This is a genomic window from Lysinibacillus canaveralius (genome assembly GCF_047301505.1).
Taxonomy (GTDB): Bacteria; Bacillota; Bacilli; order Bacillales_A; family Planococcaceae; genus Lysinibacillus_B.
Genome location: NZ_CP154840.1, coordinates 4,068,935 through 4,081,866 on the forward strand (window position 1 = coordinate 4,068,935; position 12,932 = coordinate 4,081,866).

7 protein-coding genes, 9 tRNA genes, 3 rRNA genes and 1 riboswitch are annotated in these 12,932 nt (G+C 45.0%); all 19 genes read right to left on the minus strand.

Annotated features, from left to right (window positions below; translation table 11 throughout):
* Positions 1-152: 152 nt before the first annotated feature.
* Positions 153-533, minus strand: coding sequence for a hypothetical protein (locus AA0Y26_RS20510; protein ID WP_413363868.1), 381 nt, complete (start codon positions 531-533; stop codon positions 153-155).
* A gap of 377 nt (positions 534-910) precedes the next feature.
* Positions 911-986 (minus strand) — tRNA-Asp (locus AA0Y26_RS20515).
* A gap of 88 nt (positions 987-1,074) precedes the next feature.
* Entirely contained in the window at positions 1,075-1,575 is a 501-nt protein-coding gene (gene thiW / locus AA0Y26_RS20520; RefSeq protein ID WP_413363869.1) for an energy coupling factor transporter S component ThiW, read from the minus strand.
* A 50-nt stretch (positions 1,576-1,625) separates the two neighbouring features.
* A riboswitch (TPP riboswitch) is annotated at positions 1,626-1,715 on the minus strand.
* Between the two features lie 661 nt (positions 1,716-2,376).
* Positions 2,377-2,492 (minus strand): 5S ribosomal RNA (rrf, locus tag AA0Y26_RS20525).
* A gap of 131 nt (positions 2,493-2,623) precedes the next feature.
* Positions 2,624-5,552: ribosomal RNA gene (locus AA0Y26_RS20530) — 23S ribosomal RNA — on the minus strand.
* 277 nt (positions 5,553-5,829) lie between these two features.
* Positions 5,830-7,385: ribosomal RNA gene (locus AA0Y26_RS20535) — 16S ribosomal RNA — on the minus strand.
* Together the 16S, 23S and 5S rRNA genes with 8 tRNA genes alongside form the textbook arrangement of a ribosomal RNA operon.
* Positions 7,386-7,499: 114 nt before the next feature.
* Positions 7,500-7,573: transfer RNA gene (locus tag AA0Y26_RS20540), tRNA-Gly, on the minus strand.
* 13 nt (positions 7,574-7,586) lie between these two features.
* Positions 7,587-7,663 (minus strand) — tRNA-Arg (locus tag AA0Y26_RS20545).
* 28 nt (positions 7,664-7,691) lie between these two features.
* Positions 7,692-7,777, minus strand: a tRNA-Leu gene (locus AA0Y26_RS20550).
* Between the two features lie 63 nt (positions 7,778-7,840).
* Positions 7,841-7,916: transfer RNA gene (locus AA0Y26_RS20555), tRNA-Lys, on the minus strand.
* Positions 7,917-7,923: 7 nt separating this feature from the next.
* Positions 7,924-7,998 (minus strand) — tRNA-Gln (locus tag AA0Y26_RS20560).
* Positions 7,999-8,003: 5 nt separating this feature from the next.
* A tRNA-Asp gene (locus AA0Y26_RS20565) sits at positions 8,004-8,079 on the minus strand.
* Between the two features lie 35 nt (positions 8,080-8,114).
* A tRNA-Glu gene (locus AA0Y26_RS20570) sits at positions 8,115-8,189 on the minus strand.
* Between the two features lies 1 nt (position 8,190).
* Positions 8,191-8,265 (minus strand) — tRNA-Asn (locus tag AA0Y26_RS20575).
* A 179-nt stretch (positions 8,266-8,444) separates the two neighbouring features.
* The gene (locus AA0Y26_RS20580; protein ID WP_413363870.1) at positions 8,445-8,924 is read right to left on the minus strand and encodes a SprT family protein; all 480 of its coding nucleotides are present in this window, start codon (positions 8,922-8,924) and stop codon (positions 8,445-8,447) included.
* A gap of 55 nt (positions 8,925-8,979) precedes the next feature.
* Positions 8,980-11,151: a Tex family protein gene (locus AA0Y26_RS20585; RefSeq protein ID WP_413363871.1), complete on the minus strand. Its 2,172-nt coding sequence runs from the start codon at positions 11,149-11,151 to the stop codon at positions 8,980-8,982.
* Between the two features lie 204 nt (positions 11,152-11,355).
* Positions 11,356-12,141, minus strand: coding sequence for an RNA polymerase sigma factor SigB (gene sigB, locus AA0Y26_RS20590; RefSeq protein WP_413363872.1), 786 nt, complete (start codon positions 12,139-12,141; stop codon positions 11,356-11,358).
* On the minus strand, positions 12,119-12,586 hold the full coding sequence (rsbW, locus tag AA0Y26_RS20595) for an anti-sigma B factor RsbW (RefSeq protein ID WP_413363873.1): 468 nt from the start codon (positions 12,584-12,586) through the stop codon (positions 12,119-12,121). The genes sigB and rsbW overlap by 23 nt, the downstream gene beginning before the upstream one ends.
* Positions 12,573-12,917 carry an STAS domain-containing protein gene (locus AA0Y26_RS20600; RefSeq protein WP_413363874.1) on the minus strand — a complete coding sequence of 115 codons (345 nt, stop codon included), beginning with the start codon at positions 12,915-12,917 and terminating at the stop codon, positions 12,573-12,575. Before AA0Y26_RS20600 ends, rsbW begins: the two co-directional genes overlap by 14 nt.
* Between the last annotated feature and the right edge of the window lie 15 nt (positions 12,918-12,932).

The window sequence follows — 12,932 nt, forward strand, 5'->3', positions numbered from 1 at the left end:
CAAAGTACATTACTACTAGTTTACTGTAAGCATGGTAAATGTTCAAAGGGTAGTACCTCATCGGATAGAAGATGACTTTTGTTAAAGTGCAAAAGAAAACACTTCACTTGTTAAATTCCTTAACAAGTGAAGTGTCCTTTACAATATAGGCGTTATTTTGTATTTTCTTCTTGATCGTCTGATTTCTTCTCGGCGGGTAAATCCCGAGTTGATTCGCCCCGTTTTTGAATAATTTTTTTACCTATCAACTTATCCTCTTTAAATTCAATTTCATATGCCTGAGTAATCAGCAATTCATCTTGCCATATATATTTATTGTCATCTACCTGTTCACCCGGGCCTCTTGCCACCTCTACTACTTCCATATAAGACATACCTTCTTTTAACTGGTTAAATTCATCCTCATTCATATATTTCTGCCATGCATACGTATTTGAATCTTCTATATTGATCATTTTATTAGAAGAGCACCCAAACAAAACGATAGCCGACAACAGAACGATAATCATTGGAGCAATTCGTCCGTATGTCATAACCGGCACCCCCACCTACTATCTTTTCAAATATAGTTTTACCCTATTATTTTAAAATAGAAACAAACTTATTATCATTCTAGCATTTTAACACATTAAGATAATAATTTTATGAGAATAAAAGCTTATTTTAAGCTATTATTAGTTAATGTTTATTAAAAAGAAGCAAACTTTCTCCTGCTTTTCCCTTTTCATAAATAAGTAACTCTATGCCTTTTTATTTATGAACTACTAGAGTAATGATGATTTGAATAACAAATGATTTTCGGGAAAATAAAAAGCGTACAATAAGATCTCTCCTATTGTACGCATTAACCTTAAATAGTATTAGTAAATAAAAAAAGCTCTTGTAAGATTATTTCTTACAAAAACCTAAATGGCGGTCCCGACCGGGATCGAACCGGCGATCTCCTGCGTGACAGGCAGGCATGTTAACCGCTACACCACGGGACCATTTGTTAAAGACATAAATTATCTTAACATGCCTGCTTTCAATACGCAATATTTTTTTATAGATATTTTACTATATTTTAACCCTTAATTATATTACTTTTTTTAATACATGATTCCGTTCTAGTACCTTTAATAAAAAGAACGCAAAAGCAGCACCGGCAAATGAGCTCATTATAAAGGCTGGTACAAGACCAAATAATGTAGCCTCCTGCCCTAAAATAAGCACGGCAACAGGATAAGCCGCCATAGCGCCAAAAATCCCTGTACCAATAACTTCACCGAGTGCAGTAAATGTTAGATTTTTTGTTTTTGAGTAAACAATCCCTGCTAATAAAGCACCTATCATACTTCCAGGAAACGCAAACAAGCTCCCTGTTCCCATAATGTTACGAATTGTAGAAGCTACCAATGCTTGAACAACCGCATAATAAGGACCTACTAATACTGCAGTCAAAATATTGGCTAGATGCTGGACAGGAAAAATCTTAGCAAACCCTACCGGAATGTAGACAATCGTACTGCTTACAGCAACAATAGCACTTATGATAGCTGTATACGTTAACTTTCTTAGTTTTTTTATTGGACTCATCTCCTTTGGTTTTGTAGTGAACTACTAAAATAGCCCCAAGACCCCCAAAAGGATGCGTCAAGCTACTTTCCTACGCTAGTGTTAACTAGATCAGGTTCAAAGGGTACTTCTCAGCCTCTAAGGCGCCCCTAGTAGTCTTTTTTATTATAATAGATAGTAGTTTTAAATGGTAGCGGTTATCCATCTCTTCTTTATTATAGTTTTCATATAATATTCTACTATTGAGGAAAACTATAGTTTTATTAATTTATCTCCTTCGAACAAAAACCCCTCTGCTTATGTCTAAAATTGTTTTTTGTTGCCCAGCGATGTCCTACTCTCACAGGAGCGCCCTCCCACTGCTCAGGTGAATTCGTATCGTATTCTTTGATTTCCTTACATAAAATGAATCCTTCGGTTTGCGCGCCGATCTCACCTTCGGTGTTTGGTGGTTGGGAGCTTTTTTGGCAATAAAAAAACTCAACCTCTACAGGTTGAGTCTTGTTGCCCAGCGATGTCCTACTCTCACAGGGGCGCCTCCAACTACCATCGACGCTACCTTCGCAGCGCGATGACCGGCGAATGACGGCGTCATCTGCGCTTACTCTTTCAGTCACGTACCGAGTACGTTCCTTCTTTCGTTCCCTTGTTTCCTTGTTCTTCTTGGTCCTCCCACTGCTCTGGGAAATTCGTATCGTATTCTTTGATTTCCTTACATAAAATGAATCCTTCGGTTTGCGCGCCGATCTCACCTTCGGTGTTTGGTGGTTGGGAGCTTTTTTGGCAATAAAAAAACTCAACCTCTACAGGTTGAGTCTTGTTGCCCAGCGATGTCCTACTCTCACAGGGGGAAGCCCCCAACTACCATCGGCGCTAGAGAGCTTAACTTCCGTGTTCGGTATGGGAACGGGTGTGGCCTCTCTGCCATCATCACTAGACTTGCACATGGATGTGCTGACTTCTGTGCTGCAACACGATGTTGCGCTTGTAGCAGAAGTTCCTTTATATAACTGAAAGAAGTTTGTTCTTTCAAAACTGGATAAACGTTTCATTGTGCAGCACACAAAATTTGGTTAAGTCCTCGACCGATTAGTATTCGTCAGCTCCATATGTCGCCATACTTCCACCTCGAACCTATCTACCTGATCGTCTTTCAGGGGTCTTACTTACTTGCGTAATGGGAAATCTCATCTTGAGGGGGGCTTCATGCTTAGATGCTTTCAGCACTTATCCCGTCCATACATAGCTACCCAGCGATGCCCTTGGCAGAACAACTGGTACACCAGCGGTATGTCCATCCCGGTCCTCTCGTACTAAGGACAGCTCCTCTCAAATTTCCTACGCCCACGACGGATAGGGACCGAACTGTCTCACGACGTTCTGAACCCAGCTCGCGTACCGCTTTAATGGGCGAACAGCCCAACCCTTGGGACCGACTACAGCCCCAGGATGCGATGAGCCGACATCGAGGTGCCAAACCTCCCCGTCGATGTGGACTCTTGGGGGAGATAAGCCTGTTATCCCCGGGGTAGCTTTTATCCGTTGAGCGATGGCCCTTCCATGCGGAACCACCGGATCACTAAGCCCGTCTTTCGACCCTGCTCGACTTGTAGGTCTCGCAGTCAAGCTCCCTTGTGCCTTTACACTCTACGAATGATTTCCAACCATTCTGAGGGAACCTTTGGGCGCCTCCGTTACCTTTTAGGAGGCGACCGCCCCAGTCAAACTGTCCGTCTGACACTGTCTCCTGCCCCGATAAGGGGCATGGGTTAGAATTTCAATACAACCAGGGTAGTATCCCACCGACGCCTCCTCCGAAGCTGGCGCTCCGGGCTCTCTGGCTCCTACCTATCCTGTACAAGTTGTACCAAAATTCAATATCAAACTACAGTAAAGCTCCACGGGGTCTTTCCGTCCTGTCGCGGGTAACCTGCATCTTCACAGGTACTATAATTTCACCGAGTCTCTCGTTGAGACAGTGCCCAGATCGTTACGCCTTTCGTGCGGGTCGGAACTTACCCGACAAGGAATTTCGCTACCTTAGGACCGTTATAGTTACGGCCGCCGTTTACTGGGGCTTCAATTCACAGCTTCGCTTGCGCTAACCGCTCCTCTTAACCTTCCAGCACCGGGCAGGCGTCAGCCCCTATACGTCACCTTACGGTTTTGCAGAGACCTGTGTTTTTGCTAAACAGTCGCCTGGGCCTATTCACTGCGGCTCTCTCGGGCTTTCACCCTACCAGAGCACCCCTTCTCCCGAAGTTACGGGGTCATTTTGCCGAGTTCCTTAACGAGAGTTCTCTCGCACACCTTAGGATTCTCTCCTCGACTACCTGTGTCGGTTTGCGGTACGGGTACCTCCCACCTCGATAGAGGCTTTTCTTGGCAGTGTGAGATCAGGAACTTCGTCCATACGGACTCGTCATCACAGCTCAACGTTACAGTGTGCGGATTTGCCTACACACACGCCTTACTGCTTGAACAGAGACAACCAACGCTCTGCTTACCCTACCCTACTGCGTCCCCCCATTTCTCAAACGGTGGGGAGGTAGTACAGGAATATCAACCTGTTGTCCATCGCCTACGCCTATCGGCCTCGGCTTAGGTCCCGACTAACCCTGAGCGGACGAGCCTTCCTCAGGAAACCTTAGTCATACGGTGGACGGGATTCTCACCCGTCTTTCGCTACTCATACCGGCATTCTCACTTCTAACCGCTCCACCAGTCCTTCCGGTCTGACTTCAACGCAGTTAGAACGCTCTCCTACCACTGACATCAAAGATGTCAATCCACAGCTTCGGTGAATCGTTTAGCCCCGATACATTTTCGGCGCAGCGTCACTCGACCAGTGAGCTATTACGCACTCTTTAAATGATGGCTGCTTCTAAGCCAACATCCTGGTTGTCTAAGCAACGCCACATCCTTTTCCACTTAACGATTACTTTGGGACCTTAGCTGGTGGTCTGGGCTGTTTCCCTTTTGACTACGGATCTTATCACTCGCAGTCTGACTCCCGTGTATAAATATCCGGCATTCGGAGTTTGTCTGAATTCGGTAAAGCGAGATGCCCCCCTAGTCCAAACAGTGCTCTACCTCCGGTATTCTCAATCACGAGGCTAGCCCTAAAGCTATTTCGGAGAGAACCAGCTATCTCCAGGTTCGATTGGAATTTCTCCGCTACCCACACCTCATCCCCGCACTTTTCAACGTGCGTGGGTTCGGGCCTCCAGTAAGTGTTACCTCACCTTCACCCTGGACATGGGTAGATCACCTGGTTTCGGGTCTACGACCACGTACTATTTCGCCCTATTCAGACTCGCTTTCGCTGCGGCTCCGTCTTCTCAACTTAACCTCGCACGTAATCGTAACTCGCCGGTTCATTCTACAAAAGGCACGCTATCACCCATTAACGGGCTCTAACTACTTGTAGGCACACGGTTTCAGGTTCTCTTTCACTCCCCTCCCGGGGTGCTTTTCACCTTTCCCTCACGGTACTGGTTCACTATCGGTCACTAGGTAGTATTTAGCCTTGGGAGATGGTCCTCCCGGATTCCGACGGAATTTCACGTGTTCCGCCGTACTCAGGATCCACTCTGGAGGGAATGACTTTTTGGCTACAGGGCTTTTACCTGCTCTGGCGGACCTTTCCAAGTCGCTTCGCCTAAATCATTCCTTTGTAACTCCGTATAGAGTGTCCTACAACCCCAAGAGGCAAGCCTCTTGGTTTGGGCTCTTCCCGTTTCGCTCGCCGCTACTCAGGGAATCGAATTTTCTTTCTCTTCCTCCAGGTACTTAGATGTTTCAGTTCCCTGGGTCTGTCTCTAACGCGCTATGAATTCACGCGAAAGTACTGCGCGATTAAACGCAGTGGGTTCCCCCATTCGGAAATCCCCGGATCAAAGCTTACTTACAGCTCCCCGAGGCATATCGGTGTTAGTGCCGTCCTTCATCGACTCCTAGTGCCAAGGCATCCACCGTGCGCCCTTATTAACTTAACCAATAAGTTAACGCTAACTCGAAGAGTTAGACTTCAGTTTACACGTCAATTGCTTGACTTGTTTGACTCATATCTATTTAAAGATAGAAATTTGTGTTTGCTTTCAATGTCGTTTTATCCAGTTTTCAAAGAACAAGTGCGCTACCTGTGTCTACTTCTTCGCACATTTGCGACGAGTAACCGCAGGAGCAAGTTTTGAAAGTATGAACTTTCAAAACTGAACAGCAAGAACGTTAACGTATATCACCGTGTGATATACTTCCGAAAAATATCCTTAGAAAGGAGGTGATCCAGCCGCACCTTCCGATACGGCTACCTTGTTACGACTTCACCCCAATCATCTATCCCACCTTCGGCGGCTGGCTCCAAAAGGTTACCTCACCGACTTCGGGTGTTACAAACTCTCGTGGTGTGACGGGCGGTGTGTACAAGGCCCGGGAACGTATTCACCGCGGCATGCTGATCCGCGATTACTAGCGATTCCGGCTTCATGTAGGCGAGTTGCAGCCTACAATCCGAACTGAGAACGGTTTTATCGGATTAGCTCCCCCTCGCGGGTTGGCAACCGTTTGTACCGTCCATTGTAGCACGTGTGTAGCCCAGGTCATAAGGGGCATGATGATTTGACGTCATCCCCACCTTCCTCCGGTTTGTCACCGGCAGTCTCCTTAGAGTGCCCAACTAAATGATGGCAACTAAGAACAAGGGTTGCGCTCGTTGCGGGACTTAACCCAACATCTCACGACACGAGCTGACGACAACCATGCACCACCTGTCACCGTTGTCCCCGAAGGGAAAACTGTATCTCTACAGTGGTCAATGGGATGTCAAGACCTGGTAAGGTTCTTCGCGTTGCTTCGAATTAAACCACATGCTCCACCGCTTGTGCGGGCCCCCGTCAATTCCTTTGAGTTTCAGTCTTGCGACCGTACTCCCCAGGCGGAGTGCTTAATGCGTTAGCTGCAGCACTAAGGGGCGGAAACCCCCTAACACTTAGCACTCATCGTTTACGGCGTGGACTACCAGGGTATCTAATCCTGTTTGCTCCCCACGCTTTCGCGCCTCAGCGTCAGTTACAGACCAGAAAGTCGCCTTCGCCACTGGTGTTCCTCCAAATCTCTACGCATTTCACCGCTACACTTGGAATTCCACTTTCCTCTTCTGCACTCAAGTCCCCCAGTTTCCAATGACCCTCCACGGTTGAGCCGTGGGCTTTCACATCAGACTTAAAGGACCGCCTGCGCGCGCTTTACGCCCAATAATTCCGGACAACGCTTGCCACCTACGTATTACCGCGGCTGCTGGCACGTAGTTAGCCGTGGCTTTCTAATAAGGTACCGTCAAGGTACAGCCAGTTACTACTGTACTTGTTCTTCCCTTACAACAGAGTTTTACGAACCGAAATCCTTCTTCACTCACGCGGCGTTGCTCCATCAGACTTTCGTCCATTGTGGAAGATTCCCTACTGCTGCCTCCCGTAGGAGTCTGGGCCGTGTCTCAGTCCCAGTGTGGCCGATCACCCTCTCAGGTCGGCTACGCATCGTTGCCTTGGTGAGCCGTTACCTCACCAACTAGCTAATGCGCCGCGGGCCCATCCTGTAGCGATAGCGTAAACCATCTTTCAACTTTCTAACATGAGGTAGAAAGTATCATCCGGTATTAGCCCCGGTTTCCCGGAGTTATCCCAGACTACAGGGCAGGTTGCCCACGTGTTACTCACCCGTCCGCCGCTAACGTTAAGTCGGTGCAAGCACCAACAAAACGTCCGCTCGACTTGCATGTATTAGGCACGCCGCCAGCGTTCGTCCTGAGCCAGGATCAAACTCTCCATAAAAGTAGTTTGAGTTAAGCTCAAAATGTTGCTGACTATTGTTTTAGTCAAGTTGTCTCTTTCAATTAAGAAAGAAAATTATTGTTAACGTCTTGCTTGTTCAGTTTTCAAAGTTCATGGAGCGGGTGATGAGAATCGAACTCACGACATCAGCTTGGAAGGCTGAGGTTTTACCATTAAACTACACCCGCATATTATTTTATATGGCGCGCCCGACAGGAGTCGAACCCATAACCTTCTGATCCGTAGTCAGACGCTCTATCCAATTGAGCTACGGGCGCATTAATTTATTATCATTCTGTAGCTGCTTGGTGCGGCCGAGAAGACTCGAACTTCCACGGGGTTGCCCCCACTAGGCCCTCAACCTAGCGCGTCTGCCATTCCGCCACGACCGCATTCTATCTTGACTACGACTCTGCTTATTATACATAAGCTTCATCAATTTGTCAAGATCAAAATGGTGAGCCATGAAGGACTCGAACCTTCGACCCTCTGATTAAAAGTCAGATGCTCTACCAACTGAGCTAATGGCTCGAAAAAATGGCTGGGGTACTAGGATTCGAACCTAGGCATGACGGAATCAAAATCCGTTGCCTTACCGCTTGGCTATACCCCAACGAATGGCGGTCCCGACCGGGATCGAACCGGCGATCTCCTGCGTGACAGGCAGGCATGTTAACCGCTACACCACGGGACCATAATTTTTTCTGTTCTTAATCTGTAATAAAAAAGTGGTGACCCGTACGGGATTCGAACCCGTGTTACCGCCGTGAAAGGGCGGTGTCTTAACCACTTGACCAACGGGCCATGGCTCCGAAGGTAGGACTCGAACCTACGACCAACCGGTTAACAGCCGGTTGCTCTACCACTGAGCTACTTCGGAATGTCATTTTCTGTCGTGCATCACGCTGTCGACTTTTATTATTATAGACAGGTCATCTAGAAACGTCAACACTTTTTTACCGCTTTTTTATATTTTTCATAAAATCTAATTTGAAACATTGTTATACCAACGTTTCGAACGAACTAGAATACGGTTGTCCCTCTGAAATAGAATACTTTTCACCGTATTTCTTCTATTACTTCACTTTTCTTATATGTAAGTTTACCCTTACATTTACCACAGCAATATTTACTTATATCCATCTTTCGTTTCCGTTTATATGATTGGTGACATTCCTCACAAATATACGTATGAATTATCTGTTTACGCTTCTTTTTTTCCGTTTCTATAGTAGAGCAAAATCTTGGAGCACCAACTTTCTTCAAAAGCTGGCGGAAATCGTAGTCACGATGCTTATAACCTAACCCTCTTATATGCAGATGATAATGGCATAGTTCATGTAATATAATACCTCGCAATTCCTCTTCTCCAAAATGATCATATAACTTTCTATTTAGTTCAATGTTATGAGAACGTAAAAGGTAACGTCCGCCCGTTGTTTTCAATCGTTTATTAAAATAGGCCTTATGCAAGAAAGGCCACCCGAACTTTACGAGTGATAACTCTTCTACTAAACGTTGCACTTGTTCGTCTGTCATATTCTTTCTCCCCCCATAGAAAAAGTGTACGGTTTAAAACCGCACACTTAGTATTTTACTCATTTTGCGATGCAGGTGGTAGCATTGTAAGAGAAATACGTCCTTTTTTTGCGTCCACTTCTTCTACCCATACTGTGACGATATCTCCAAGCGATACAACATCAAGCGGATGTTTAACTCTACGGTTTGCCAACTTTGAAATATGAACAAGGCCGTCTTGTTTTACTCCAATATCAACAAATGCACCAAAGTCTACTACATTTCTAACTGTGCCTTGAAGTTCCATCCCTCGTTGTAAATCCTCCATTTGCAAAACATCCGTTTTTAATAATGGCTGTGGAAATTCATCCCGAGGATCTCGCGCCGGCTTCATCAATGTATCAACAATATCCTGAACTGTTACTTCCCCGACTCCTAACTGGCTGCTTAAGCTTTCAATCGACAAGGCAGCAAGTGCCTCCTCGACTTTCGGTGTCCCAACATCTTTCTTTTTCAAATCAGCTAATTCAAGAACCTGCTCAGCCAGTTTATAGCTTTCAGGGTGAATGCCTGTTGAATCAAGAGGGTTTTTTGCTCCTGGAATCCGTAAAAAGCCTACTGCCTGCTCGTATGTTTTGGCGCCAAGTCGTGGGATTTTCTTTAATTGGGCACGAGAAGCGAACTTCCCGCCCTCTGCTCGTGCTTTCACGATATTTTCTGCTACTGCTTTAGATAAGCCCGAAACGTATTGAAGTAACGAAGCGGAAGCTGTATTCACATCTACCCCTACTTGGTTTACGGCAGTTTCTACGATAAAAGTCAGCGATTCAGCCAGCTGTTTTTGAGAAACGTCGTGTTGGTACTGGCCGACGCCGACTGCTTTTGGATCAATTTTCACCAGCTCAGATAACGGATCTTGTAAACGCCTTGCAATAGAAACTGCGCTTCTCTGCTCAACCTGTAAGTCAGGAAATTCTGCTCTTGCTACTTCAGAGGCAGAATAAACGGAGGCACCTGCTTCATTTACAATTACGTAAGCTGCCTTGTTGTCCGTGTCTTTTAATGTATCAGCAATGAATTGTTCTGTTTCCCTGGAGGCTGTACCATTTCCAATCGCAATAATACTAATTGGGTATTTTTCCAGCAATGTCTGAACCGTTTTCTTAGCCTTATCCGTTTCCCGCTGTGGTTTATGAGGATAAATGGCCATTACCTCCAGCATTTTTCCTGTTTCATCCACTACAGCCAGCTTACATCCTGTACGGTAGGCTGGATCAACCCCGAGTACCATCTTTCCACGGATTGGCGGCTGCAGCAGGAGGTTGCGCAAATTCTCGGAAAAAATATGGATCGCCTGGGCTTCTGCTTTTTCACTAAGTTCCGATCGAATCTCTCTTTCAATCGATGGCTCAATCAATCTTTTATAGCTATCACTAATTGCCTCTTTTACTTGTTCCACCGCTTCGCCAGTAAAATTTCGAGGAATCCACTTATTTTCCATTATTTGAACAGCTCGCTCTACCGGCACTGAAATACCTACTCGGAGAACTTCCTCTTTCTCACCGCGATTCATCGCTAATATACGGTGCGGCACAATACGATTTACCGGTTCTTCATATTCATAGTACATTTCGAATACTTGCTTTTCGTCTTTCTCCGCATTCTTCAAAACTGATACTACCTTGCCATTACGGCGGGCCAGCTGTCGTAATTGTTCTCTAACTCCTGCATCATCAGCAAAACGTTCAGCTAATATATCTCTCGCCCCAGCCAGCACAGCTTCAATTGTCCCTATTCCCTTTTCTACATCTAAATAGGAAGATGCTGTCTCCACTAAGCTGCCCTTCGGAAACTTCATTAATTTGTCAGCTAAAGGCTCCAACCCACGTTCTTTTGCAATGGTCGCCTTCGTACGGCGTTTCTGCTTGTAAGGACGATATAGATCTTCCACTCTTTGCAAAACAGTTGCCGCCTTGATGGATGCTGCCAGCTCTTCTGTTAACTTACCTTGCTCTTCAATTAGTCGCAGCACTTCATCTTTACGTTGTTCAACTTGTTGTATGTAATGGTAACGGTCTTCTATTTCCTTGATTTGCACTTCATCAAGCGAACCTGTCGCCTCTTTTCGATAACGTGCAATAAATGGCACTGTATTGCCTTCTTCCAGGAGCTTGATCACCGCTTCTGCCTGATGGGTCTTTACTTTTGATTCCGTTGCAATCATCCGTAGTATTTCTTTTTGTTCCATCACTCCACTACCTTTCCTTTAACATGACTCCATTTTATCATTAACATAAAAAAAGCGCATTCGTACCTATTCAGTTGCAGCAGGCACTGCAGGTAGTCGTCTAGCTTATTTGATAAATTGAAAGAAGCGTGATTTTTAAAAAAACATTTAAATATTTCCATAACAATAAAAGAGCCTACTATTTTAAATAGTAGACTCCTAGATTTATAACGTTACACTGCCGCTAGCGGCAATAGCTTCTTGTAGTTTCTTAATAGCTTTTCGTTGGATGCGGGATACATGCATTTGGGAGATGCCAAGCCGTTCGCCAGCTTCTTTTTGACTAAGTTGTTCTAAATAAGTCAGCTGGATAATTTGCTTTTCACGGTCATTTAAGATACCCATAGCATCCGCTACAATCATTCGACGGTTGGTCATTTCGAACCCTTCGTCTTCCTTACCGACTACATCAAACAGTGTCACTGTGCTTCCGTCTGAATCAGATTCGATAGAATGATCCATTGATAATGCTTGATAACTGCGTCCCATCTCCATTGCTTCCAGGACATCCTCGTCCTGTACTTCTAAATAGTTGGCAATTTCACTAATAGACGGGGAGCGTTGTAACTCAGTCGTTAACGCTTCCACCGCCGCTTTAATACGAGGACCCAGTTCTTTAATACGGCGTGGTACATGGACATCCCACGTCTTGTCCCGTAAAAAACGTTTTATTTCCCCAACAATGGTTGGTACAGCAAAAGCCTCAAAACTTCTACCGAATGACGGATCGAAACGTCGAATTGCTCCCAACAAACCGAGCATCCCTACTTGAACAATATCGTCGTAATAAGATTTCCCATGTGAATATTTACGCGCAATCGATTCTACTAATTGCTGATAATGCAGCACTAACTTCGTTTGCGCGTCCTCATCTTGGGATTGCTGATATTTTTCTATCCACATCAGCACCTCTTCTTTAGACGAGTTTTTAGGTAGTGATTCTTTCGACATTTTCTTCCACCTGCTCTCTCGTGACATATTTTGTCATGAAAACAGTGACGCCGCCTTCGTTATTTAATTTCACCTCGTCCATTAAAGTATCCATTAAATACAGCCCTAAGCCACCTTCTCGTAACATTGCTACATTTTCATCTTCTTTATATGGACCAATCTTTGTTTTGATTTCCTCGAAATTAAAGCTATTTCCATAGTCCGCTACCATGATTTCAATTTTACTTTCAAATAAAGCACATCCCATTACCACTTCGCCCTCTTCGCCATCATAGGCATGGTGGACAACATTTGTGACAGCTTCCCCTGTAGCGATCTTTAAGTCTTCAATTTCATCATACGTAAATCCTAAACGGGTTGCTAAGCCAGAAACAGCAAGCCGAATCACACTAACATATTGCGGTTTGGCAGGCACACGAATTTCCACATAATCAAATGCTCTCATTACTGATTTCCACCTTTTTATCCGTTTCGATGTTCATTAATTCACTTAAACCTGTGATTTCAAAAAGGCGAACGAGACGGTCTGTCAAACCAACCAGCTTAAATTCCCCTTTTTCTCTCACTACCTTTTTATAAAAAGCAACAAAAATCCCTAAACCTGTACTATCCATATAGCTTACTTTCGATAAATCCAACTCAATAATCAAACCTTCATTAATGCGAATTGAGTCCAGCTCTTCACGTAAAATTGGAGCTGTGAAAGTATCAATTTCACCCTCTACAAACCCTCGCATTATATTTCCATCTTCCCGAAATTGTACATTAACATTCATACCGGACACCTCCAA

Excerpts from the sequence above, each read along its gene's own strand:
- AA0Y26_RS20510 (WP_413363868.1), bottom strand. The coding sequence starts at position 533 with ATGACATACGGACGAATTGCTCCAATGATTATCGTTCTGTTGTCGGCT.
- thiW (WP_413363869.1), bottom strand. The coding sequence starts at position 1,575 with ATGAGTCCAATAAAAAAACTAAGAAAGTTAACGTATACAGCTATCATA.
- AA0Y26_RS20580 (WP_413363870.1), bottom strand. The coding sequence starts at position 8,924 with ATGACAGACGAACAAGTGCAACGTTTAGTAGAAGAGTTATCACTCGTA.
- AA0Y26_RS20585 (WP_413363871.1), bottom strand. The coding sequence starts at position 11,151 with ATGGAACAAAAAGAAATACTACGGATGATTGCAACGGAATCAAAAGTA.
- sigB (WP_413363872.1), bottom strand. The coding sequence starts at position 12,141 with ATGTCGAAAGAATCACTACCTAAAAACTCGTCTAAAGAAGAGGTGCTG.
- rsbW (WP_413363873.1), bottom strand. The coding sequence starts at position 12,586 with ATGAGAGCATTTGATTATGTGGAAATTCGTGTGCCTGCCAAACCGCAA.
- AA0Y26_RS20600 (WP_413363874.1), bottom strand. The coding sequence starts at position 12,917 with ATGAATGTTAATGTACAATTTCGGGAAGATGGAAATATAATGCGAGGG.